This is a genomic window from Micromonospora sp. NPDC047644 (assembly GCF_040704315.1).
Classification (GTDB): Bacteria; Actinomycetota; Actinomycetes; order Mycobacteriales; family Micromonosporaceae; genus Micromonospora.
Window position 1 is genome coordinate 520,584 of sequence record NZ_JBEYSY010000001.1, and the last position, 24,207, is coordinate 544,790.

Annotated in this window: 20 protein-coding genes; 6 read left to right on the forward strand and 14 right to left on the reverse strand. The window is 71.6% G+C overall.

The features are described from left to right. Positions 1–7 precede the first annotated feature (7 nt). The 6 genes from ccsB to hemL are packed head-to-tail and all read right to left on the reverse strand — an operon-like array spanning position 8 to position 5,991. On the reverse strand, positions 8–973 hold the full coding sequence (ccsB, locus tag AB0877_RS02435; protein WP_366605894.1) for a c-type cytochrome biogenesis protein CcsB: 966 nt from the start codon (positions 971–973) through the stop codon (positions 8–10). Beyond that, positions 973–2,616 carry a cytochrome c biogenesis protein ResB gene (locus tag AB0877_RS02440; protein ID WP_366605896.1) on the reverse strand — a complete coding sequence of 548 codons (1,644 nt, stop codon included), beginning with the start codon at positions 2,614–2,616 and terminating at the stop codon, positions 973–975. The genes ccsB and AB0877_RS02440 overlap by 1 nt, the downstream gene beginning before the upstream one ends. After that, complete coding sequence (locus AB0877_RS02445; protein WP_366605898.1) at positions 2,616–3,434, reverse strand: cytochrome c biogenesis protein CcdA; 819 nt, start codon at positions 3,432–3,434, stop codon at positions 2,616–2,618. The genes AB0877_RS02440 and AB0877_RS02445 overlap by 1 nt, the downstream gene beginning before the upstream one ends. Continuing rightward, positions 3,434–4,000, reverse strand: a complete 567-nt coding sequence (locus AB0877_RS02450) for a TlpA disulfide reductase family protein (protein WP_366605899.1) — start codon at positions 3,998–4,000, stop codon at positions 3,434–3,436. Before AB0877_RS02450 ends, AB0877_RS02445 begins: the two co-directional genes overlap by 1 nt. Continuing rightward, positions 4,000–4,647, reverse strand: coding sequence for a histidine phosphatase family protein (locus AB0877_RS02455; RefSeq protein ID WP_007454496.1), 648 nt, complete (start codon positions 4,645–4,647; stop codon positions 4,000–4,002). Before AB0877_RS02455 ends, AB0877_RS02450 begins: the two co-directional genes overlap by 1 nt. A 6-nt stretch (positions 4,648–4,653) precedes the next feature. After that, positions 4,654–5,991: a glutamate-1-semialdehyde 2,1-aminomutase gene (gene hemL / locus AB0877_RS02460; protein ID WP_366605901.1), complete on the reverse strand. Its 1,338-nt coding sequence runs from the start codon at positions 5,989–5,991 to the stop codon at positions 4,654–4,656. A 179-nt stretch (positions 5,992–6,170) separates the two neighbouring features. Here hemL and AB0877_RS02465 point away from each other — a divergent pair, with 179 nt between their 5' ends. Next, positions 6,171–6,506, forward strand: coding sequence for an STAS domain-containing protein (locus tag AB0877_RS02465; protein WP_355004798.1), 336 nt, complete (start codon positions 6,171–6,173; stop codon positions 6,504–6,506). Between the two features lie 19 nt (positions 6,507–6,525). Here the strand turns inward: AB0877_RS02465 and AB0877_RS02470 are convergent, their stop codons facing one another. Next, positions 6,526–7,080, reverse strand: coding sequence for a response regulator (locus tag AB0877_RS02470; RefSeq protein ID WP_366605903.1), 555 nt, complete (start codon positions 7,078–7,080; stop codon positions 6,526–6,528). Continuing rightward, positions 7,077–11,444, reverse strand: a complete 4,368-nt coding sequence (locus AB0877_RS02475; RefSeq protein ID WP_366605904.1) for a HAMP domain-containing protein — start codon at positions 11,442–11,444, stop codon at positions 7,077–7,079. Before AB0877_RS02475 ends, AB0877_RS02470 begins: the two co-directional genes overlap by 4 nt. A gap of 295 nt (positions 11,445–11,739) precedes the next feature. Between AB0877_RS02475 and AB0877_RS02480 the strand changes: the two genes are divergently transcribed. Continuing rightward, the gene (locus tag AB0877_RS02480) at positions 11,740–13,812 is read left to right on the forward strand and encodes a SpoIIE family protein phosphatase (protein WP_366605906.1); all 2,073 of its coding nucleotides are present in this window, start codon (positions 11,740–11,742) and stop codon (positions 13,810–13,812) included. 49 nt (positions 13,813–13,861) lie between these two features. Continuing rightward, positions 13,862–14,269, forward strand: coding sequence for a hypothetical protein (locus AB0877_RS02485; protein ID WP_366605907.1), 408 nt, complete (start codon positions 13,862–13,864; stop codon positions 14,267–14,269). Between the two features lie 77 nt (positions 14,270–14,346). Here the strand turns inward: AB0877_RS02485 and AB0877_RS02490 are convergent, their stop codons facing one another. Then, positions 14,347–15,705: an FAD-binding oxidoreductase gene (locus tag AB0877_RS02490; RefSeq protein WP_366605908.1), complete on the reverse strand. Its 1,359-nt coding sequence runs from the start codon at positions 15,703–15,705 to the stop codon at positions 14,347–14,349. Between the two features lie 96 nt (positions 15,706–15,801). On the opposite strand from AB0877_RS02490, the gene AB0877_RS02495 reads away from it, so the two are divergent. Both AB0877_RS02495 and AB0877_RS02500 read left to right on the forward strand, forming a co-directional pair. Next, a complete protein-coding gene (locus tag AB0877_RS02495) occupies positions 15,802–17,898 on the forward strand; it encodes a S9 family peptidase (RefSeq protein ID WP_366605910.1) in 2,097 nt (698 codons plus the stop codon). A gap of 161 nt (positions 17,899–18,059) precedes the next feature. Continuing rightward, positions 18,060–18,245 carry a hypothetical protein gene (locus AB0877_RS02500; RefSeq protein WP_366605911.1) on the forward strand — a complete coding sequence of 62 codons (186 nt, stop codon included), beginning with the start codon at positions 18,060–18,062 and terminating at the stop codon, positions 18,243–18,245. A 42-nt stretch (positions 18,246–18,287) separates the two neighbouring features. Here the strand turns inward: AB0877_RS02500 and AB0877_RS02505 are convergent, their stop codons facing one another. The 4 genes from AB0877_RS02505 to AB0877_RS02520 form a co-directional block, all read right to left on the reverse strand. Continuing rightward, positions 18,288–19,808, reverse strand: coding sequence for an FtsX-like permease family protein (locus AB0877_RS02505; RefSeq protein WP_366605912.1), 1,521 nt, complete (start codon positions 19,806–19,808; stop codon positions 18,288–18,290). Further along, on the reverse strand, positions 19,805–20,506 hold the full coding sequence (locus AB0877_RS02510; protein WP_366605913.1) for an ABC transporter ATP-binding protein: 702 nt from the start codon (positions 20,504–20,506) through the stop codon (positions 19,805–19,807). The genes AB0877_RS02505 and AB0877_RS02510 overlap by 4 nt, the downstream gene beginning before the upstream one ends. Continuing rightward, positions 20,503–21,039 carry a PadR family transcriptional regulator gene (locus tag AB0877_RS02515; RefSeq protein ID WP_366605915.1) on the reverse strand — a complete coding sequence of 179 codons (537 nt, stop codon included), beginning with the start codon at positions 21,037–21,039 and terminating at the stop codon, positions 20,503–20,505. Before AB0877_RS02515 ends, AB0877_RS02510 begins: the two co-directional genes overlap by 4 nt. A gap of 167 nt (positions 21,040–21,206) precedes the next feature. Continuing rightward, complete coding sequence (locus AB0877_RS02520) at positions 21,207–21,797, reverse strand: TIGR03086 family metal-binding protein (protein WP_366605917.1); 591 nt, start codon at positions 21,795–21,797, stop codon at positions 21,207–21,209. A 31-nt stretch (positions 21,798–21,828) separates the two neighbouring features. Here AB0877_RS02520 and AB0877_RS02525 point away from each other — a divergent pair, with 31 nt between their 5' ends. After that, complete coding sequence (locus tag AB0877_RS02525; protein WP_366605919.1) at positions 21,829–22,647, forward strand: AraC family transcriptional regulator; 819 nt, start codon at positions 21,829–21,831, stop codon at positions 22,645–22,647. Positions 22,648–22,677: 30 nt separating this feature from the next. Here the strand turns inward: AB0877_RS02525 and AB0877_RS02530 are convergent, their stop codons facing one another. Further along, a complete protein-coding gene (locus tag AB0877_RS02530; protein ID WP_366605921.1) occupies positions 22,678–24,207 on the reverse strand; it encodes a SpoIIE family protein phosphatase in 1,530 nt (509 codons plus the stop codon).

Below are 24,207 nucleotides of genomic sequence, written 5' to 3' on the forward strand. Positions count from 1 at the left end.
GCCAGGATCAGTCCAGCCCGCCGTACGAGTGCAGGCCGGTGAAGAAGATGTTCACGCCGAACAGGTTCATCAGCACGGTGAGGAAGCCGAGCACCGCGATCCAGGTGGCCACGTTGCGCTTCACGCTGGGCGTCGCGCGGGCGTGCAGGTAGCCGGCGTAGACCACCCAGGAGATGAACGCCCAGGTCTCCTTCGGGTCCCAGCCCCACGGCCGTCCCCAGGCCGCCTCGGCCCAGATGGCACCGGCGATCACCGCGAAGGTGAAGATCGGGAACGCGAAGGCGTGCAGCGCGAAGGTCAGCCGCTCCAGGCCGGCCGCGCCGGGCAGCCGCTTGGCCAGGGTGTACGGGAAGCTCCGCTTGCCCTGCTCGAACCCGTTGCGCATCAGGAAACCGACCGCCGGCACCACGCCGAGCAGGAAGATGCCGGACGCGAAGACGATCGTCGAGACGTGGATGATGAACCAGTACGAGTTCAGTGCCGGCACCAGCGGCACGATCGGCACGTACAGCACCAGCTCGGCGGTGGCGACCAGCAGCACCATCACCAGGGTGAGGAAGAGCCCGAGCTTACGCAGCGACGGCCGCTTCCAGAGCACCACCAGCCAGGCGGCCACCCCGATGAACGTCACAGTGAGCACGAACTCGTACATGTTGCCCCACGGCATCCGGTCCGCGGCAAGCCCACGGGTGACCAGTGCCGCCAGGTGCAGCGCGGCGGCCACCGCGGTGGCGCCCACTCCGATCAGGCCCGCGAGCCGCGCCCGCCCGGCCGAGCGGTCGACCGTCGGTGGCGACGGGACCGGCGCGGGCGGCGTCGGGACGCCACCGGCACCGACCAACTCACGCGCCGGAGCCGCCGTGGCGACCCGGGTACGGGCGTTGCCCAGCGCGTACTCGACGGCGTGGCCGATCATCGCGACCAGGTACGCCAGGATCGCGAATGTCACCAGATTGTCGGAGAGTGCGGACATCACTCGGCTCCTTCTCGCACGCCGGCCCGGTCAGCGGAGTCAGCGCCAGCACCAGCCCGGTCGGCACCGCTGACGGCGGCGACCAGCTGGGTGAACTCGTCGGCGAACCCTGGATAGTCGGTACGCGGCAACCCACCGACCTCCATCAAGCTACTACCGCTCGTCGGAGATCCTTCCCCGGGGTCGGCCGGCACCACCCGGAAGAACACCCGGCGGCGCTTGCCGAACAGCGAACCCATCAGCCCGACCAGCAGGACGCCGCAGCTGACCAGCAGCATCGTCGAGCCGGGATCGTGCCGGACGGAGAGGGTGACGTACCGCTCGGTGCCCAGGAACTCGACTGTCGTGCCGTCGTCGAGCTTCCAGGTCTCGCCCTTGCGGAGCAGTTTGGTGCCGACCTCCTTGACCTTGCCGGCCCGCACCTGCCGCTGGTCGAGCTGGTAGACCGAGCCGGGGATACCGGCGTCCAGACCGAGGTTGCCGCGGTAGGCGACCAGGTTCAGCGCCGGGTTGCGCTCGGTCGGGTACTGCGAGCGGACGAACGGCGCCTGCTCCGGCGCGGTGGGCAGGTAGATGCCGGTGAACGCCATCTGCAGATCCGGCGCGCGCCGGCCGGTCGCCGGGTCGACGTTCGCGTCCGGGAAGGCCGCCAGCCCCTCGCTGGTCAGGCCCATGTCGCCGGTGGTCAGGAACGGCTCGTCACTGATCTGGCTGTTGCCGAACCGGTCGGTGTAGCGGATCACCGGGGCGTACCCGTGGCCGAGCAGGTAGACGCTCGCGCCGTTGAGGCGCAGCGGCGAGTTCACCGAGAAGTCGGCGCTGCGGGTCGGCTCGTCCGGGCCGTTGACGGTCACCCTGGCGTTGAAGAACTCCGGCTGACCGGTTTCCAGGAACCGGGCCTGGAAGTCGTCCAGCCGCAGGCAGAAGCCGGGCAGGTCGGCGCTGTCCACCTGGGGGCCGAGCTTCGCCTCGGCGTACTGCTGGCGGGTGTTGCAGAACGCGTTGTCCGCGCCGGCCACCAGCAGCCGGTTGCCGCTCCAGCCGTACCAGGAGCCGAGCGCCACCCCGATCAGCACCGCGATCAGCGAGGTGTGGAACAGCAGGTTGCCGGTTTCCTTGAGGTAGCCCTTCTCGGCGGAGACCTCGTCGCCGCCTACCTCGACGCGCCAGCGCTGCTTGCGCAGCACCTCCGCGATCGCCGCCGTCCCACCGGGCGGGGCGGGCAGCACCGTGTGCTGCGGCAGCCGGGTCATCCGCTTCGGTGCGGCCGGCGGACGGGACCGCAGCGTGCGGACGTGGTCGCGCAGTCGGGGCGTGATGCAGCCGATCAGGGAGGTGAACAGCAGCAGGTAGATCGCGGAGAACCAGACCGACCCGAAGACCTCGAACGCGCCGATCCGGTCCAGGCGGGGGGCCCAGTCCGGGTGGTCGACGAAGTACTCGTTGACCTTCTCCGGGCTGATTCCGCGCTGCGGCAGCACCGAGCCGGGGATGGCGGCGATGGCGAGCAGGAAGAGCAGGATCAGCGCCGTACGCATGCTGGTGAGCTGCCGCCACGAGTTGCGCAGCAGGGCCAGCAGCCGGTTCGGCCGGCGGCGTGGCGCGGGCGCCGCGGTTTCCGGTCGGTCGTCGACGACCGTCATCAGATGCTCACCTCGCCCACCCCGACGGTGGTCTGCAGCCAGATCACGAAGCTCTGCCATCCGCCGGTGACCAGGGCCAGACCGATCAGGATGAGCAGGGCGCCGCCGACCCGGGTGACCCAGCGGCTGTGGCGCCGGACGGCGCGGAAGACCCCGAGCAGGCGTTCGAAGCCCAGCCCGAAGACGACGAACGGTATCCCCAACCCGAGGCAGTACGCCACGGCGAGCACCACGGCGCGATCGGTCTGGCCGCTGGCGGTGGCCATGCCCATCACCGCGCCGAGGGTGGGGCCGGTGCAGGGCACCCAACTGAGTGCGAAGACCGCCCCGAAGACCGGTGCGCCGAGCAGCCCCGCCGACGGCAGCCGGGAGATCCGGAACTCCCGCTGCAGGGCCGGGATCATCCCGAGGTAGCTCAACCCCGCCACGATGACCAGCACGCCGACGCCGATCTGCAACTCGCGCTTGTAGTCGAAGAACACCCGACCGATGCTGGCGAAGAGGATCGCGGTGGCCACGAAGACGGCTGTGAAGCCGCCGATGAAGAGCAGCGTCCCGGCGAGCACCCGACCCTTGACCGCGCCGACCCGCGCGACCCGTTCCTTGACCGCGACACCCCCGCCGGCCGGCTCGGGATCGGCCTGCGGCCGCCGGCCCTCCAGGTCGGCCCCGGCCAGACCGGTCACGTACGACAGGTAGCCGGGGACGAGCGGGAGGACGCACGGGGAGAGGAAGCTGACCAGGCCGGCGAGCGCCGCCGCGCCGATGGCGAGCAGCAGCGGCCCGCTGAGGGCCAACTCCTTGAAGGTCTCGCCCATCAGTTCGACGCCGGCTTCTCGGCGGCGACCCGTTCGACGATCGGCCGTAGCTCGTCCCTGGTCGTGGCGCGACGGATCACCACGGCGATCCGGCCGTCGCGGTCGAGGACCACCGTCGCCGGTGTGGAGTTGGGCGGGATGTCGAAGTTCAGCGCCTGGCTGCTGGACGGGTCGAAGATGCTCGGGTAGGTGACCCGCCCCCGCTCGAAGGCGATCGCCTTGTCCTTGCTGTCCTGCACGTTCACGCCGAGGAAGGTCACCCCGGACGCCTTGGTGGCCTGGTAGGTGTCCTCCAGGTCGTCAGCCTCCGCACGGCAGGGCGCGCACCAGGAACCCCAGAAGTTGACGACGACGACCTGGCCGCGTGCCTGGGAGATGTCGTACCGGCCACCGGTGAGAAGTTCGCCGACCACCTTGGGCGTCTTCGACCGCTGGTCCGGCGCACAGGTGATCGTGAGGCCATCACTGGTGCACTGCTTCTCCCCGTCGCCCCCGGACGTGCAGCCGACCAACGCCACCGCGGCGACGGTGGCGAGCAGACCGGCGGTCCACCTCCGGGCGTTCATCAGGCCCCCTTGGCCGTCCGGGCGGTCGCGGAGAGAGCGATCAGGTGCGCGGCCGGCTCGCTGTAGCCGATGCCCGCCACCTTCGCGCCGTCGAAGTGGAACGAGGTGAGACTCGCCAGCCCGCACTGCCGCTTGCGGGGGTCGTGCCAGAGCCGCTTGCGCTCGACGTGACGGCGCAACGTCCAGATCGGGAGCTGGTGCGACACCAGCACCGCCTCGCGCCCCTCGGCGGCGACCCGGGCGGCGTGCACGGCGGCGAACATCCGCTCGGCGATCACCCGGTACGCCTCACCCCAGGACGGGGTCACCGGGTCGCGCAGCACCCACCAGTTGCGCGGGTCGCGGAACGACCCGTCACCCGGGGAGACCTTCTTGCCCTCGAACCAGTTGGCGCTCTCGATCAGCCGCTCGTCCACCCCGACCGGCAGCCCGAACTGGGCGGCGATCGGCTCGGCGGTCTGCTGGGCGCGCTCCAGCGGGCTGGCCACCACGTGCACGATCTCCCGGTCGGCCAGGCCCTCCGCAGCGGCCTTGGCCATCTGCACACCCAGCTCGGAGAGGCGGAAACCGGGCAGCCGGCCGTAGAGGATCTGGTCGGGGTTGTGCACCTCGCCGTGCCGCAGCACGTGCACCACAGTCTTGCTCAAGGTTGTCTACCCCCCGTGACCAGCCGCTGCCGCCGCGTTCGCCGCGGTGGGCAGTGCGGCGGCGATGTGCTCCAGAGCGGCGTCGTCGATCGCCGCCGAGACGAACCACGACTCGAACGCGCTCGGCGGCAGGTAGACGCCGGCGGCGAGCATCGCGTGGAAGAACGCCTTGAACGCGGGCACCTGCTGGGTGCGCGCGCTGTCGTAGTCGACCACGTCGGCGTCGGTGAAGAAGATCGAGAACATGCTGCCCGCGTACGACAGTCGGTGCGGGACCCCGGCGGCGGCCAACGCGTCGGACGCCAGCTTGCCCACGGCGGCGGCCGTGTCGTCGAGCTTGCGGTACAGCGCGTCGTCGGCGAGCCGCAGGGTCGCCAGGCCGGCGGCGCAGGCCAGCGGGTTACCGGAGAGGGTGCCGGCCTGGTAGACCGGGCCGGCCGGCGCGAGCCGCGCCATGATGTCCGCGCGCCCGCCGAACGCCGCGGCGGGCAGGCCGCCACCCATGACCTTGCCGTACGTCCACAGGTCAGCGTCGGAGGCGTCGAGGCCGTGCCACCCGGCGCGGGAGACCCGGAACCCGGTCATCACCTCGTCCACCACCAACAGGGCGCCGTGGGCGTGCGCGATCCGGGCGAGCTGCTGGTTGAAGCCGTCGCGGGGGGCCACCACGCCCATGTTGCCGGCGGCGGCCTCGGTGATCACCGCGGCGATGTGCGGGCCCTCGGCGGCGAATGCCTCCTCGACAGCCCGGATGTCGTTGTACGGAAGCACGATCGTCTCGCTGGCCGCCGCGCCGGTCACGCCGGGCGAGTCGGGCAGGCCCAGGGTGGCCACGCCGGAGCCGGCGGCGGCGAGCAGCGCGTCGACGTGGCCGTGGTAGCAACCGGCGAACTTGATGATCTTCGAGCGGCCGGTGAAGCCGCGGGCCAACCGGATCGCCGACATGGTCGCCTCGGTGCCCGAGTTGACCAGGCGGACCTGCTCGACCGGGGTCCGGGCGACGATTTCGGCGGCCAACTCCACTTCACCGGGGGTGGGCGTGCCGAAGCTGGTGCCCCGGGCGGCGGCGGCCTGGACGGCCTCCACCACCTGCGGGTGGGCGTGCCCGAGGATCAGCGGGCCCCAGGAGCAGACCAGGTCGACGTAGCGGCGACCGTCGGCGTCGTAGAGCCACGGGCCCTCACCACGGACCATGAAACGCGGGGTGCCGCCGACCGCCTGGAAGGCGCGCACAGGGGAGTTCACCCCGCCCGGCACGATGTCGCGGGCGCGGTCGAACAGGGCCTCGGAGGCCGGCGCATCGGCTGGGTAGCGGCCTGATCCGGCGGAAAAGATGTCGGTCACGATGCCGCCATTGTGACAGCGCCGGACGGTCAACCAGCAGCCACCCCGTGGTGGGGTTACCCGGCTCACCTGTGACCCGCGCCGGTCAGCAGCGCCGACACCGGGGGCCTCGTGGCCTGGACGGCGACGGCTCACGGCCTCGACAGGCCAGGTCGGTCGGATCGCGCTAGGCTGACCGGGTGGATCGTGCCGAACTGTCCATCACGCTACACCGGACGGGCGACGAAGCAGTCTTGCGCCTGGCCGGTGAGATCGACATGCTCACTGCGGCCCAGCTCTCCACCGTCGTCAACGAGGTGCTGGCCGACCCACCCCCGAAGATCATCCTCGACCTCGGCGGCGTCACCTTCTGCGACTCACAGGGCCTGGGCACCCTGGTGGTGCTCAGCCGCAAGGCCAGCCACGCCCAGAGCCTGCTGATGCTGACGCACGTGGGCGACTTCCTGATCCGCGTACTGGACATCACCGGCCTGCGCAGTGCGCTGATGATCCGTAACGACCAGCCCACCGGCTGAGCCGCCCCGCCCCACCGCGTCAGTCGGTGTTGCCCCAGCGGGCCTGCTCAAGCAGCCGCACCGCCCGGTCGCGGACCTCCGGGTCGTCCGAGCGGAGCTGGGCGGTGGCCTCGTCGACCGCGTCGGTGAGCCGCCGCCACTGCGTGTCGCGCTCCCGGACCAGATCCGACTGGGTCGCCAACTGCCGGGTCTTCACCCACAGCTCGACGAAGACCGACACCTTGGCCCGGAGCACCCACGGGTCGAACGGCTTGGTGAGGTAGTCCACCGCGCCCACCTGGTAACCCCGGAGGGCGAGCTGGGCGTCCCGGTCGGCGGCGGTGAGGAAGATGATCGGCACGTGCCGGGTCCGCTCGCGGCGCTTGATGTGGCTCGCCGTCTCGAAGCCGTCCATGTCCGGCATCTGCGCGTCCAACAGGATCACCGCGAAGTCGTCCACCAGCAGCTGCTTGAGCGCCGCCTCGCCGCTCTCCACCGCCACGGACTGGACCGGCAGGCCCTGGAGAATCGCCTCCAGGGCCGTCAGGTTCTGCCGCCGGTCGTCAACGAGCAGCGCTTTGGCCATCTGGGTCACGAAGTCTCCTCGGTCCGGCTGCCGTTGATCCAGGACGACATCAACTCGATCAGGTCGTCCAGGTCGACCGGCTTGGTGATGTAGTCGCTGCCCCCGGCAGCGAGCGCCGACTCACGGTCACCCGGCATCGCCTTCGCGGTCAGGAAGACCACCGGGAGGTCGGCGAACCGGTGGTTGCGGCGAATCTGGCGGGTGGTCTCGTAACCGTCCTGGTCGGGCATCATGGCGTCCATCAGCACGATGTCCACCTCCGGATGCTCGGCCAGCAGACGGACACCGTCCGCCCCGTTGTCCGAGTACAGCACGGTCATCCCGTGCAGCTCCAATGCGCTGGTCAAGGCGAAGACGTTGCGGACGTCGTCGTCCACGATCAGCACCGTGGCGCCGTCCAGTTGACGGGTGACCGGTGCCTCCGGGCGTTCCGGCAGCAACTCCAGCGGCGGCATCAACAGCGACGACGGCAGCCCGGCACGCTGCGGCGACGGCGTCTGCGGCACGACCACCGCGTCCGGGGCCAGCACCTGCGGCACGAACAGGGTGAAGGTCGAGCCCTGGCCCGGGGCGGACGAGACGGTGATGGTGCCGCCGATCAGTCGGGCCAGATCGCGGCTGATCGACAGGCCCAGGCCGGTGCCGCCGTACCGGCGACTGGTCGTGCCATCGGCCTGCTGGAACGCCTCGAAGATGATCGACAACTTGTCGTCGGAGATGCCGATCCCGGTGTCGATCACGGTGAACGCGATCACCTGCTGAGCGTTCGTCAGCGCCGGCACGTCGAACACCGCGTTCTCCGCGGCCGGGGCGATCCGCAGTGTCACCGCACCGTTGTCGGTGAACTTCACCGCGTTGGAGAGCAGGTTGCGCAGGATCTGCTGCAACCGTTGCGCGTCGGTCACCAACGCCGGCGGCAGATCCTTGCTCACCCGTACCTGGAAGTCCAGGTTCTTCTCCTCGGCCTGCGGCGCGAACGCCTGCTCGACGTAGCCGCGCAGCTCGGTGAAGCGGATCTCGGTCGGCTCGACGTCCATCCGGCCCGCCTCGATCTTGGACAGGTCGAGGATGTCGTCGATCAGTCGCAGCAGGTCGGAGCCGGACCCGTGGATGGTCCGGGCGAACTCGATCTGCTTCGGGCTGAGGTTCTGCTCCGAGTTCTCGGCCAGCAGACGGGCCAGCAGCAGCAACGAGTTCAGCGGAGTCCGCAGCTCGTGGCTCATGTTGGCCAGGAACTCCGACTTGTACGCCGACGCCCGGGTCAGCTGCTGCGCCTTCTCCTCCAGGCCCAGCCGCGCCAGCTCGATCTCCCGGTTCTTCGTCTCGATGTTCCCCTTCTGCTCGGACAGCAGAGTGGCCTTCTCCTCCAGCTCGGCGTTGGTGCGCTGCAACTCCGCCGACTGCTCCTGCATTTCGTGCGCCAGCCGCTGCGACTGGGCCAGCAGCTCCTCCGTACGCCGGTTGGCCTGGATGGTGTTGACCGCGATGCCGATGGTGAGCACCAGCCGCTCCAGGAACGACAGGTGCAGTTCGGAGAAGGCCGACACGCTGGCGAACTCGATCACCCCGAGCAGTTCGCCCTCGAACAGGACGGGGAGCACCACCAGGTCGGACGGGGGTGTCTCGGCGAGGCCGGACCGGAGGGTGAGCCGACTGTTCGGGGAGGCGCTGACCCGGATCGTGCGACGGGAGAGCGCGGTCTGCCCGACCAGCCCCTCACCCGGCCCGAAGGTGACGTCGTGCCCCCGCGCCACGTACCCGTACGAGGAGGTCAGCCGCAGCCGCATGCTGCCGTCGGTGTCGTCGGCCAGGAAGAACGCACCGAGCTGGGCGTCGACCAGTGGAGTCACCTCCGTCATGATCATGCGGCAGACCTCGCCGAGGTCGCGCTGGCCCTGCAACAGGCCGCCGATCCGGGCCAGGTTGGAGTCCAGCCAGCCCTGCTCGGCGTTCTTCTTGGTCGTCTCCCGAAGGGTGACGATCATCTGGTTGATGTTGTCCTTCAGCTCGGCGACCTCGCCCTGCGCCTTGACCGCGATCCGCTGGGTCAGGTCGCCCCGGGTCACCGACGTGGACACCTGGGCGATGGCCCGCAACTGCGTGGTCAGCGTCGAGGCGAGCTGGTTGACGTTCTCGGTGAGGTCGCGCCAGGTCCCGGAGACGCCCTTCACCTGCGCCTGACCACCGAGCTTGCCCTCGATACCGACCTCGCGGGCCACCCGGGTCACCTCGTCGGCGAACGACGACAACTGGTCCACCATCGTGTTGACGGTCGACTTCAGCTCCAGGATCTCGCCCTGGGCGTCCACGGTGATCTTCTGCGACAGGTCGCCCTTCGCCACGGCGGTGGTCACCGAGGCGATGTTGCGGACCTGGCTGGTCAGGTTCGACGCCATCGAGTTCACGTTGTCGGTCAGGTCCCGCCACGTACCGGAGACGCCCTTGACCTGCGCCTGACCACCGAGCTTGCCCTCGGTGCCCACTTCGCGGGCCACCCGGGTCACCTCGTCGGCGAACGACGACAACTGGTCCACCATCGTGTTGACGGTCGACTTCAACTCCAGGATCTCGCCCCGCGCGTCCACCGTGATCTTCTGCGACAGGTCGCCCTTCGCCACCGCCGTCGAGACCTGGGCGATGTTGCGGACCTGGGCGGTCAGGTTCGACGCCATCGAGTTCACGTTGTCGGTCAGATCGCGCCAGGTGCCCGCGACCCCGCGCACCTGGGCCTGACCGCCCAACTTGCCCTCGGTGCCCACCTCACGGGCCACCCGGGTCACCTCGTCGGCGAACGACGACAACTGGTCCACCATCGTGTTGACGGTCGACTTCAACTCCAGGATCTCGCCCCGCGCGTCCACCGTGATCTTCTGCGACAGGTCACCCTTTGCCACGGCCGTGGTCACCGAGGCGATGTTGCGGACCTGGCTGGTCAGGTTCGACGCCATCGAGTTCACGTTGTCCGTCAGGTCACGCCAGGTGCCGGAAACGCCCTTCACCTGCGCCTGACCGCCCAGGTTGCCCTCGGTGCCCACCTCACGGGCCACCCGGGTCACCTCGTCGGCGAACGACGACAACTGGTCGACCATCGTGTTGACGGTGTTCTTCAGCTCCAGGATCTCGCCCTGAGCGTCCACCGTGATCTTCTGCGACAGGTCACCCTTCGCCACGGCGGTGGAGACCTGGGAGATGTTGCGGACCTGGCTGGTCAGGTTGCCGGCCAACTGGTTGACGTTCTCGGTGAGGTCGCGCCAGGTGCCGGAGACGCCGCGCACCTGGGCCTGGCCGCCCAACTTGCCCTCGATGCCCACCTCACGGGCCACCCGGGTCACCTCGTCGGCGAACGACGACAACTGGTCCACCATCGTGTTGACGGTGTCCTTCAGCTCCAGGATCTCGCCCTGCGCCGCCACCGTGATCTTTTGCGACAGGTCACCGCGCGCCACCGCGGTGGAGACCTGCGCGATGTTACGGACCTGGGCGGTCAGGTTCGACGCCATCGAGTTGACGCTGTCGGTCAGGTCCTTCCAGGTGCCGGCCACGTTCGGCACCTCGGCCTGCCCGCCCAACTTGCCCTCGGTGCCCACCTCACGGGCCACCCGGGTCACCTGCTCGGCGAAGAGCCGCAGCGTGTCGGTGAGGTAGTTCATCGTGGCGGCCAGCTCGGCCACCTCACCACGCGCGCTCACGGTGATCTTCTGCGACAGGTCACCCTTGGCCACCGCCGTCGCCACCTGCGAGATCGACCGCACCTGGCCGGTCAGGTTCGACGCCATGGTGTTCACCGAGTCGGTGAGGTCCTTCCAGGTGCCGGCGACGCCCCGCACGTCGGCCTGGCCACCCAACTTGCCCTCGGTGCCCACCTCACGGGCCACCCGTGTCACCTCGTTCGAGAACGACGAGAGCTGGTCCACCATCGTGTTCACGGTGCGCCCGATGCGCAGGTACTCACCGCGCAGCGGCCGACCGTCGATCTCCAACGCCATGTGCTGTGACAGGTCACCGTCGGCGACCGCCACGATCACCCGGGCGATCTCCGTGGTCGGTCGACCCAGGTCGTCGATCAGCGAGTTGATCGCCCGCTGCCCCTCCGCCCAGGAGCCGTCCAGCCCCTCGTCGTCGAGCCGCTCGGTGAGCCGGCCGTCGCGACCCACGATCCGGCTGATCCGCCGCAGGTCCAGATACTGCCGCTCCTGCAGCGAGACCACCTCGTTGAAGGCGTCCGCCACCTCACCGGCCGCGCCGGCCCGGCGGGGAAGCCGGACCTTCAGGTCGCCCCGCCCGATCCGTCGCAGTGCCTCGGTCAACTCACCGAGGAGCGCCTCGTTGTCGAGCGCGGACGGATCCGCCACCGACTGCTTAGACGTGGTCATCATTCCTCGCTCAACTCGGGGGCGCCGATCCGTGCGGACACACCGGCACCCCATATTGTGCCCGCGCGCGCCGTGGTGCCAGGGTGCGCGACCCGCCAGATGGCATCGATCGCCCCGTCGACCCGCCCGATCGGCGTCGAGCCGGCACGCCGCGCCGCAAACCTCGCCCGGCTCCCGCGCCGATCGTTTCGACGCGTCCGACCCCAGCGCCGCCGGCGGGACCGCTGAGCGACGCGACAGTGCCGGATCGTTGATCGGCTTGGCAGCCGGCAGTGCGACGGTGGAGGATACGGGGGTGTCAGGCGAGGTTGGGCCCGCGACGGCCGGGGCCCAGGACGGGGCCGTCCGGCGTGTCCGGCTGCCCGCCGACCGCCGCACACCCGCCGCCGCCCGCGCCGTGGTCCGCTCGGTGTTGACCGAGTCACACCTCGACGAACTGGCCAACGAGGCGCTGCTGCTCACCACCGAGCTGACCACCAACGCCGTCGAGCACGCCCGCACCGAACTGGACATCGAGGTCGTCGCGGACGAGATCGGGCTGACCGTCACCGTCTCCGACTTCGCCCCCGGTTCCGGCGACGAGCTGACCGTCGGCGACCGCAACGACTCCGCCGAGATCAACGAGGTCTCCGTGCGGGGCCGGGGCCTGTTGCTCGTCGACCACTTCGCCAGCCGCTGGGGCACCACCTACCTGCCCACCGGCAAGGGCGTCTGGTTCCGACTGGACCGCCCCGGTGCCGACCTGCCCGCCGGCGGGAGCATCAGCGATTCGACACCGGCCAACGTCGGCCCCCGGACGAGCACCGACGGGTCCGCGCCGAGCGCCAGCGCGATGAGCGAACTCATGCAGACCGCCCCCGACCTGTACGGGGACGACCCGTTGCCCGACTTCGCCACCAGCCTGCTCAACCGGGTCGCCGAGATGGTGGGCGCGGCCGGCGGCACCATCCGCCTGGACCGCGGCGACGGGCAGGGCCGCCAGGTGCTGGCCCGCTTCGGTCGGCCACCCCGCCCCGGAAGCGAACTGCTCCGGGTGCCACTGACCGTGCACCGCCCCTACGCCGGGGAGTTGGAGTTGGACGCCGCGCCGTCGGCGTACGCCCAGCCCTTGGCGGTGCTCACCGCCGAGCGGCTGTCGCTGCACCTGGAGAACGACCGGCTGCGCCGGGCCGACGTCCGCCGGCAGGTGTGGCTGACCTTCCTGGCCGAGGCGAGCGAACTGCTGGCCCAGTCGCTCGACGTCGACCTGACCATGGCGCTCGTGCCGCAACTGGTGGTGCCGCGACTCGGTCAGTGGTGCGCCGTGCACACCACCGACGAGTGGGGTCGACTCCGGCTGGCGGCGGCCAGCCACGCCGACGAGTCGATGCTTCCGCAGTTGCACAAGGTGCTGGCCGAAACCGGTCCGGACTCGGTCCAGGCCCGCCTCCGCGAGGCGTCCCGCAGCGCGGCGCAGATCCCCCTGGGCGGGCCGATGGAGGGTTTCGCCGTTCCGCTGATCGCCCGTGGGCAGCGCCTCGGAACCCTGGCGGTGGGGCGGCACCAGCGGCACCGGCACGACCCGGACGAGGTGGCCGTGTTGGAGGACGTGGCCCGGCGGGCCGCATTGGCCATCGAGAACGCCCGGATCCACGCCGAACGCCGTCGGGTGGCGCAGACGCTCCAGCAGTCTCTGCTGCCGCCGGTGCTGCCGTTGGTGGACGGGATCGGTTTCGCCGCCGAGTACGTCCCGACCGGCGACGACGCCGAGGTGGGTGGCGACTTCTACGACGTGGTGCCGCTGCCCGACGGGCGCTGGCTGGTGGTGATCGGTGACGTCTCGGGCAAGGGTGTCCAGGCCGCCGCGGTGACCGGGCTGGTCCGGGACGTGATCCGAGTGCTGGTCGGCGACGGCAAACCGTTACCGGAGGCGCTGGCACGGCTCAACGAGACACTTGTCGAGCGCGGTGGCGGCCGCTACTGCACGCTGGCGCTGGCAGCGGTCGGGCCGGGCGAGGGTGACCGGTTGGACGTCTCGCTGCACCTCGCCGGGCACGACCGGCCGGTGCTGCTGGCCGCGGCGGGCGGCGCCGGGTTCGTCGGCACCGGCGGCACCGCACTCGGCCTGCTCGACACGATCACCTCGCCGACGGCGGAGATCACGCTCGCACCGGGCGACTCGCTGATCTTCTACACCGATGGCGTCACCGAGCGGAGGCGTGGCCGGGAGCTGTTCGGCACCGACCGACTGCGGGACGCCGCCGCGCCCCTGGCCGGATATTCGGCCGACGTGGTGGCCGCCCGACTGCGCGCCGCAGCGATCAACTTCTCGGTCGAGCCGCCCCGGGACGACATCGCCGTCCTGGTGCTCCGTAACGACGCGACCTGACCGTCGCTCCGGCCCCCAGTTCTCGAGGCCGCTCGGTAGATTGACGGCCATGACGAGCGTCGCGCAGGTCACGTCGTACTCCCGGCCGATGGTTCGGGCCCTGATCGCCGCGCAGTTCGCGACCATCGGCGGGTTCCTCGCCGTGCTGCTGCTCTACGTCGGGCGGATGACCAGCGCCGGCGTCGGCCCGGCCGAGATGCTGACCGGCGCGTACGACCCGAAGGACATCGCCTTCTTCGGTGTGCTCCACCCCGTGGTGGCGGTGCTCTACCTGACGGGTGCGGTGCTCGGGCTGCCGTTGGCGATCGTCGCGGGCGCGGTGGTCGCCCGGGAGCGCGCGGTCCTACCCCGGGTGACCCGGTCACTGCTGCTGGCCGGCGCGGTGGGCGGCCTGCTGGTAATGGTGGCCCGTCTCACCCCGCCGCTGCTGGACATGCACCGGTGGTGGATGGACTGACCCGCTGCCGGCCCGGCCGCGCAGGCCGCCGGGGAGCCGGCCCGGGGCTCACCGGCCGCCGGGGAGCCGGCCGGGGCTCACAGGCCGCCGGGAAGCCGGCCGGGTGCGAGCCGGTGCTCCGGATCCAGGTGCCGCTTCGCGGCCCGCAACTGGGCCAGGCCGGCCAGCTCGCCCCAGAGGTCGACCGCCTGACGGACCGCCGCCGGAGCGGAGACCACCACGCAGCGACCCTGCCGGGCCAACAACACCCCTCTGACGGCGGCCAGGATGGACGCCACCCGGTCGGCTGGCAGCGCCCCGGGCAGCGCCGCGTGCACCACGCCCAGCCCGGCGGAGCCGCGCACCGGCACCGGCGCTCCGGCCGCGTCGCGCAGCGCGTAGACGGCGGCGTGCAGGTCGCCGATCGGCACCTCCAGTCGCAGCGCCGTGTCACCGGGCGCGAACGGGTAGCGACGCCACCACGTCGGCGCGGAGTGGGCGATCGTCGCCTCCCCGTGCAGCAGGCCGACCAGCCGCTCGGCACGCTCGGTGACGTCGGCGGGACCGCCCTCCAGCAGCACCACCAGGCTGCCGGCCCGGGACGGGGCGCCGGCCCGGCCGGACATCGACGGGTGGCGTTCCCGGGCGGTGGCCGCCGGGTGACCGGGCGGGTACGGCGTACGGGGGCGGGGGGTGCCTCCGGGCAGGTCCAGCTCGATGGCCGACGGCTCCAGCCGAGCGGCGAGGATCGTCCGGACCAGGTCGTGCACCTCCAACGGCGTCCACACCGGGCGGGAGACCCAGAGCCTGCTCGCCGGCACCGGCTGCACCCGCAGGCTCGCCGACACCAGCACGCCGAGCGCGCCCTGGGAGCCGCAGAGCAGGCGGGCCAGGTCGAGCCCGGGCGCACCGCCGCCGACGCTGATCAGCTCGCCGTCGGCGGCGAGGTAACGCACACCGAGCAGTTGGTCGCAGGGGCTGCCGTGGCGGTGGCGCAGCGGGCCGGCCTCGCCGGCGGCGAGCACCCCGCCCAGCGTCGCACCGGGTGAGGGGGCGTCCATCGCGAGCCGCTGCCCGGTGCGCTCCAGGGTGGCCTGCACCGCCCGCAGTGGAGTGCCGGCACCCACGTCGGTCACCAGCGAGTCGACCGGCTCGTGACCGATGCCGGCCAGCCGGCCGGTGTCGAGCAGGATGTCGACCTGAACGGGGGCGGCCCCCCAGTCGATCTTCGTGCCCGCGCCTCGGGGCACCACCGCCAGATCGTGCACGGCGGCCAGTCGCAACACCTCGGCGGCGGCGTGCGGGCCGCCCGGGACGGCGACCCAACGCGCCGGCCGCCCCGCCACCTCGTCGGCGGGCCCGGCCAGCCGGGAGAACGGTGGACCGCAGATCGCCGCCAACCGCCGGGTGATCTCGAGGGCTCCGGACCGGCCGAGGGAACTCGCTGCTGCCGCCATGCCGGCCATCGTACATGTGTTCGAAAGTCGTGGTGACGAGTATCGGGATGCCGCTGGTCCGGCGCGCTGCGGCTGCCGGCCGGTAACGTGGCCGCCGTGACCACCGAGACTGCCCCGCCCGCGGCGAAGCGGGTGCCCAGCGAGCGCACCCACCACGGCGACACCGTCGTCGACGAGTACGCCTGGCTCGCTGCCAAGGACGACCCGGAGACGATCGCCTACCTGACCGCCGAGAACGAGTACACCGACGCGCGCACCGCGCACCTGGCCGATCTGCGGGCCGACCTGTTCGAGGAGACTCGCCGACGCACCCAGGAGACCGACCTGTCGGTGCCGACCCGCAAGGGCGGGCACTGGTACTACACCCGGACGGTCGAGGGACAGCAGTACGGAGTGCAGTGCCGCCGGGCGGTCCGCGACGGCGAGACCGACCCGCCGGTCAGCGCGGACGGCGCCCCGCTCGACGGCGAGGAGGTGCTGCTCGATGGCAACCTGCTGGCCGAGGGGCACGACTTCTTCTCGCTCGGCGCGTTCGACGTCAGCCCGGACGGCCGCTGGCTGGCCTACTCCACCGACTTCTCCGGTGACGAGCGGTTCACCCTGCGCGTGAAGGACCTGACCACCGGCGAGCTGCTGCCGGACGAGGTGCCGGACACGTTCTACGGCACCGCCTGGTCGTCGGACGCCTCGGTGCTGTTCTACGTGACGGTGGACGACGCCTGGCGGCCGAACCGGGTCTGGCGGCACACCATCGGCTCCGCCGCCGCCGACGACGTGGTGGTCCACCAGGAGGACGACGAGCGGTTCTGGGTCGGGGTGGAGCTGACCCGGTCGGAGAAGTTCATCCTCATCGACGTGCACAGCAAGGTGACCAGCGAGGTGCTGGTGATCCCCGCCGGCAACCCGACCGGCGCGCCGGCCGTGATCGCCCCCCGCCGACAGGGCGTCGAATACACGGTGGAGCACCACGGCCACCGTTTCCTGATCCTGCACAACGACGGCGCGGAGGACTTCGCGCTGGCGTTCACCTCGGCGGACGTACCGGGCGACTGGGTGCCGCTGATCGAGCACAACCCCGGCACCCGGCTGGAGGCCGTCGACGCCTTCGCCAACCACCTGGTGGTGTCGCTGCGCACCGACGGGCTCACCGGGCTGCGGGTGCTGCCGGTGGGCAGTGACGACGGGTACGACATCGACTTCCCCGAGCCGCTCTACAGCGTCGGGTTGGACGCCAACCCGGAGTACCGCACCGGTCAGGTCCGGCTGCGCTACTCCTCGCTGATCACCCCCGACTCGGTGTACGACTACGACCTGGTCACTCGGCAGATGGTGCTGCTCAAGCAGAAGCCGGTGCTGCCCGGTCCGGACGGGCGACCGTACGACCCGGCCGAGTACGAGCAGCACCGTGACTGGGCGCTCGCCGACGACGGCACCCGGGTGCCGATCTCACTGGTCTGCCGCGTCGGCACCCCCCGGGACGGCTCGGCCCCCTGCGAGCTGTACGGCTACGGCTCCTACGAGGCCAGCATGGACCCGTGGTTCTCGGTGGCCCGGCTGTCCCTGTTGGACCGGGGCGTGGTCTTCGCGGTGGCGCACACCCGCGGCGGCGGCGAGCTGGGCCGGCGGTGGTACGACCAGGGCAAGCTGCTGGCCAAGAAGAACACCTTCACCGACTTCGTGGCGTGCGCGCAGCACCTCGTCAAGGCTGGCTGGACGGCCAGCGACCGGCTCGTCGCCCGGGGCGCGTCGGCCGGGGGCCTGCTGATGGGCGCGGTGGCCAACCTCGCTCCGGACGCGTTCGCCGGGATCGTGGCGCAGGTGCCGTTCGTGGACGCGCTCACGTCGATCCTCGACCCGTCGCTGCCGCTGACGGTCACCGAGTGGGAGGAGTGGGGCAACCCCCTCGACGACCCCGAGGTGTACGCGTACATGAAGTCCTACACCCCGTACGAGAACGTGGCCGCCGTGGACTATCCCGCGATCCTCGCGGTGACCAGCCTCAACGACACCCGGGTGCTCTACTCGGAGCCGGCGAAGTGGATCGCCCGGCTGCGCGCGGTCGCCCCGGGCGGCGACTACCTGCTGAAGACCGAGATGGGCGCCGGGCACGGCGGCCCGAGCGGTCGCTACGACTCGTGGCGCGAGGAGGCGTTCATCAACGCCTGGATCCTGGACCGCATCGGCCACGCCTGACCCGTCGGGTCAGCGTGATCGCGCCCGGTGGTGGGAGTGGTCCCCTCGGCGTCCCCGGGGAGACCACGCACTCCGACGATCGGGCGCGATCCTGGCCGGGTCGCGCAGGGCGGCTCGGCCTTTCCGGGTCGCTGCGGATGTCGCGGCCTAGACTTCCGGGGGTGACCGGGGCTACGGATAGTGACGGCGGAGCCGCCGAGGACACCCGCCGACCGAGCGTGGCGGCCGTTGCGCGGGACCGCCGGGTCTGGCTGATCCTCGCGGTGGTCGCCGGCCTGCTGGTCTGCTGTTGCTCGGCCGTGGTCGGCACCTTGATCGCACTCTCCTCCGGGCTGCTTGCCGCCTGACCCGACCGCGCGGGTCAGGCCGGCCGGCGGGAGCGGTCCGGATCAGGTCGTCCGCAGCTCGTCCAACGCGGTGCTGGCCCGCAGGAAGAGCAGGCCGACACCGACCGTCACCAGCACCGCCGCCAGGGCGCCGGCACCGAGCCACGCCAGGTGCTCCAGAGGTACGGGGACGGCTCGCTGCACCACGGGGAAGTACACGATCCGGGAGTACTGGTCCCGGGTGGCAGGGTCGTCGCAGAGCGCGGCCGGAGCATCACAGACCAACGCTGACCCGCCGCCCTCCGACACCTCCGCGACGAGCCCACGGCCGAGCAGCGTGCCCACGGTGAGCGCGAGCAGGATCGCCGGCACGGCCGGCACCAGCGCCTGCCAGGCCACCGACCGGCCCAGCGTGGCGCGGGGCACCCCGGTGGCGACCAACGCGGCGTAGGCACGGCGTCGGGCGACGATCCCCTCGACCAGCGCGACGATCAGGCCGCCCGTCGCGATCAGGATGGCCACGGCGATCGCGCCGTCGACGAGATCCATCGTCGACAGGTAGAAGGGGTTGGCGCCACCGTCCCCCCCGGCGAGCCGGCTCTGCTCCCGCTCGATCTGGTCCTTCGTGGCGAAGTAGGCGCGCTGGGCCGCCGCACCCGCGCCGAAGATCAGGGCGGCGAGCAGCGCCGCGAACGTGCGGCTTCCCGCCCACGGATCGGCCATCAGCCGGCCCGCCGCGAGGAGGGCAGCCGGCCTGCGGGCGTGCCGACGTAACAACCGCCCGCAGTGGTACGACAGCCAGCCGGTGCCGATCACCACTCCGATCATCGCCGCGAGCGCGCCCACCGCGAACAGCAGTGGCACCAGTCGGCCCGCCATCTGCCCGTCGGCGACCCGGTAGACCACCGGGCGGATCAGCGCGAACGAGACCACGCCGAACCCGATCAGGAGCCCGGCCCACGGGCCCGGACCACGCTCGCGGGCGGCCTTACGACTCACCCCGAGCGGGCTGGTGGTGACCGTACGCAGCATCAGGGCGGTGGCCAGCGCCGCCACGACCGGCAGACCGAGCACCACGCCGGCCAGCGCGCCGGTCGACGGCAGCACGTCGGTGGGCAGGGCCAGTCGACCTTGCGCGTCCGGGCGATGCAGCAGGTCGCGGCCGACCAGGTGGACACCCAGCCCGACGAGCGTGCCGAGCAGCGCGGCCACGCCGGTTTCCAACACCACCAGCCGGGTGACCTGACCGGGAGTGGCGCCGGCCAACCGGAGCGCGGCCAACCGGCGGTCCCGGGCCGGCGCGCCGAGCCGGGCGCACTGACCGGCCAGCGCCAGCACCGGGACCATCAGCATCAGCAGCGCGAACGCCGTGCCGCCGCGCAACCCGGGCTCCCGCAGCAACGCGTTGCGGTACTGCTCGGACTGCTCCCAGGCGTCGCCAACGGGTTTCTCGATGGCCAGCACGGTGAGCGCCGCGAGCCCGGCCAGGGTGGCCAGCAGGGCGCTGAGCGCGGTGAGCACCACCCGGGCGGTGTCGGTGCGGGTGCCGGCGAGCGCGAGGCGGAGCAGCGTCGTCGGCCTCACCGGGCGCCGCCGGCCAGCGGCACGTCGAGCCCCAGGCCGGTGTGGTCCACCAGGCCGTCACGCAGCACGATCTCCCGATCCGCGTACGCGGCGATCCGCGGCTCGTGGGTGACCAGCACGACGGCGGTGCGCTGCTCGCGGGCGAGCCGGACCAGTTGGGTGAGGACCTGCTCGCCGGTGAGCGTGTCCAGTGCGCCGGTCGGCTCGTCGGCGAAGAGGACCCGAGGTTCGGTCACCAGCGCCCGAGCCGTCGCGCAGCGTTGCTGCTGACCCCCGGACATCTCACCCGGCCGCACGTCGGCCACCTCGGCCACCCCGAACCGTTCCAGCCAGGTGAGCGCCGCCGTCCGTGCCTCTCGCCGCCCCGTGCCGGCGAGGAGCAGAGGAAGTGCGACGTTCTCGGCGGCCGTCAACTCGGCCACCAACTGGCCGAACTGGAACAGCACCCCGAACTCGGTGCGCCGCAGCCGGGACCGGGCCGCCTCCGACCAGGTGTCGATGCGGTGCCCACGCCAGCTGACCTCGCCGGCGTCCGGCCGGAGAATCCCGGCCAGGCAGTGCAGCAGTGTCGACTTGCCGCAGCCGCTCGGCCCGGTGACGGCGACGATCTCACCCTCGGCGAGGTCGAGCGTCACGCCGCGCAGTGCGGGCGTCGGGCCGTACGCCCGAACCACGCCGCGAGCCTGGAGTTGCGTCACGGATGCACCTCCCGGTGCCAGTCGGCGACCCGGCCCAGGGTGGCGTGCAGCCACCGCAGATCCGCGTCGAGGTGGGCGATCGCGAAATCGGCCGCGACCACGTCGCTGAGGGTGGCGGCCGGTTCGCCCTTGACCGCGGTCAACTCACGCAGCCGTGCGGTGTGTGCGGCCCGCTGGGCGATCAGGTACGACCGGGCCCGGTCCGCATCGGCGACCAGCAGCGCCACCACGACCTTGGCGAAGAGCGTGCTGGCCACGTACGGCATCGGCGCTTCCACTGTGGACAACCACTGGTCCAGCGCGTCCCGCCCCTGGCCGGTCAGCTCGTACGCCGTGCGATCCGGCCCGGCCACCCGGTCCTGGCCGGCGGCAGCCACCAGCCCGTCCCGTTCGAGACGGCCGAGAGTGGCGTAGACCTGCCCGAAGGCCAGCGGCCGCGCCCGCGGCAGCCGCTCGTCGTGCGCACGCTTCAGCTCATATCCGTGCCGGCTGCCCCCAGCGAGCAACCCGAGCAGAACATGCGGCGTGGACACCCCGCCCACTATTCACCCAGCGAATACCCAAGTCAACAACCCCCACCCCCACCCACCCACCCTCCCCCACCCACCCACCCACCCACCCCGTTGATCATGAAGTTATTGCGCCGACACGCCGAGAACGAGGGCAATAACTTCATGATCAACGAGAACGGGGGTGGGGGTTAGGGGGTTTGGGGCCAGGTGGGGGTGCGTCCGGTCTGGGTGAGGAGGTGGGCCAGGTCGGGGGTTGGGTTGGGTGGCCCGGCCGGTGCCAGACCAGGGGGCGGGTCGGCGAAGACGCCCATCTTTCGGGCGGTCGGACCCAACTGCTCCACCAGCGCGTGCAGCTCGGCCACCACCTCCGGGGCTGGCTGGTACGGCTGGCCGGTGGCGACCGCGAGATCCCAACCGTGCACGGTCAGGTCCAGCAGGGCCATGCCGCCGATGACGGGTTGCGGCATGCCCATGCCCGGGGACACACCCTCCAGGGTGGACGGATCCGACCAGGCGGTCACCAACCGGCCGGTCTCCGCCTCGAAGCGGTCCCGCCAGCCGTCGCCCAGGTGATCGGGCTTGTCGGCCCACTCCACCTGCCGCTTCTCGGCCAGGTCCTGAAAGTTGACCACCACCTGGAAGAGGTGGTTGAGCAGATCACGGACCAGATAGTCGCTGCACGGGGTGGGCAGGTCCAGTTGGTCGTCGGAGACACCCCGTACGACATCGACGGTGCGCGGCGCGGCGGCCGCCAGCAGCTCGCTAGTCTGAGTGGACATAGGGCCAGCGTATGAGGGTGGTCTTGAACAAATGCGACAGCGACCGCGTGGCGACAGTCGGGGAATTCTCGACCCCGGGCGCCTGCTGCGCGAGATGCGCTTCCGCCGACACCTGCCGGCGGAGTCGCTGCGCCCGTGGGTCGAGCACTACTGGTTGATCGACTGGGCGTTGAGCGCGCCGTTCGAGCAGCGGGTCGTGCCGCACCCGGCGGTGAACGTGGTGTTCCGACGCGACGACGACGGGCCGGAGTCCGGCGAGGTGGCCGGGGTGGGCCGCGACCTGTTCCGGGTCACTCTCAACGGCACCGGCCGGGTGTCCGGGGTGCAGTTCCGCCCCGGCGGCTTCCACCCGTTCTGGCGGCGGCCGGTCGGTGAACTGACCGGCCGTCGGGTGCCGCTGCCCGTCGGCCGGTTGACCCACCCGGACGTCCCGGTGGGCGTGGGCACGTCCCCCACCTCGGCGGCCGGCGACGACGAGCGCTGCCGGGCGCTGGACGCCCTCCTCACCGCCTGGCAGCCGGAGCCGGACCCGCTGGCCGAGGAGGCCGTCCGACTGGCCGAGGCGATCCGTACCGACCGCACGGTGCTGCGCGTCGACGACTTCGCCGCGCGGCACGACGTTCCGGTCCGCCGGTTGCAGCGGCTGTTCATCGAGTACGTGGGGGTCGGGCCGAAGTGGGTGATCCGCCGCTACCGGCTCCAGGAGGCGGTCGAACAGGCCACCGGTGGCCCGCTGAGCTGGGCTGATCTCGCCGCTGACCTCGGCTACAGCGACCAGGCCCACCTGGTCCGTGACTTCACTGCCGTCGCCGGGGTGTCCCCTGCCGCGTACGCCCGCTCGGTGCGCTGAGAAGGCCGGGAAGCTGCCGGAGCTGACCGATCAGCGACGCCGCAGGACGACCACGGCGACGTCGTCCTGGATCTCCGGTGGGGCCAGTTCCACCAGCAGGCGGGCGCAGAACTGGTCCAGGTCACCGTCGACGGTCGCGGCGACCCCGGCCAGTGCGGCCAGCCCCTCGTCGATGGTGGCGTCCCGTCGCTCGATCAGCCCGTCGGTGTAGAAGACCAGCGTGGCCCCGGCCGGCACCACGAACTCCAGGTCGGCCGGGCGCGGGGCGCGGACGCCGAGCAGCGGCGCGGAATGCTGCACGAAGTCGACCTTGCCGTCCGTGATCAGCAGCGGTGGAAGGTGCCCGGCACTGGCCAGCCGGACCCGTCCGGACGGCGGGTGCAGCAGCAGCACGCAGAGCGTCGCCAACTCGTTCGGCAGCAGTGTCCGCATCAGCTCGTTGACGCGGTGCAGGATCTCGCCGGGCTGGTGGCCCTCGACCGCGTACGCCCGCACCGCGTGCCGCAGCTCGGCCATCACCGTCGCCGCGTGCAGCGAGTGGCCGGCGACGTCCCCGATCGCGAGCAGCAGGTGACCGTCGAGCATCACCAGTTCGTAGAAGTCCCCGCCCACCTCGGTCTGCGCGCTGGCCGGCTCGTAGCGCACCGCGAGGTCCAGGCCGGCCACCGTGGGCAGCCCGCGCGGGAGCAGGCTGCGTTGGAGGGTGACAGCGATCCGGTGCTCCTCGTCGAACGAGCGCTGCCCCTCCACGGCCGCCGCCACCGCCTGGGCCAGTTGCTTGAGCACCGGGGTCTGGGCGGTCTGGGTAGCGGTCGGAACCACCACGTACAGCGGGGCCCGGTCCTCGCGCAGCCGGGCGGCGGCGACTGTCACGGTGTCGCCCGCCGGCCAGTCGACGAGAGCCCAGCTCTCCGGGGCCTCCACCCGCACCGTGGCGCCGGTGGGCACCCCGGTGTCGTCGACGACCCACGGCACCACGGTGGCCGCCGTGCCGGGACCGGCGCAGACGCCCGCGAGGCAGTCACCGTCGAAGGTTTCGGCGATCACCGCCGCCGGGCTCCGGAAGATCTGGGCAGCGCCCTCGGCGGCGGCTTCCAGCAGGCGCGCGAAGGTCGGCGCGGCGTGCACCGCGACCGTCGTGTCGGCCAACCCGAGCAGCCGCTCGGCGAGCAGTTCGGCACGCTGCCGCGCCTGGTAGTAGCGCAGCACCGCCCGGGTGGTGGCGATCAGCTCCTCGGGCTCGATCGGCTCGGTCAGGTACGCGTCAGCGCCCCGGGTCAGCCCCTGGGCGCGGTCGGCCACGTCCACGGCGTGCGCCGACACGTGGATGACCGGCATCGCCGGATGCCGCGACTTGATCTGCTCGCAGACCTCGTAGCCGCTCAGGTCGGGCAGTCGGACGTCGAGGACCACCAGGTCGATCCCGTCCGCCTCGACCCGAGCCAACGCCTCGGCGCCGTTCTCGGCCTCCTGCACCGTGAACCCGGCCCGGGTCAGCCAGCTGACCAGCAGGTAACGCTTGGTACGACTGTCGTCGACCACCAGGATGGTTGTCGGCAT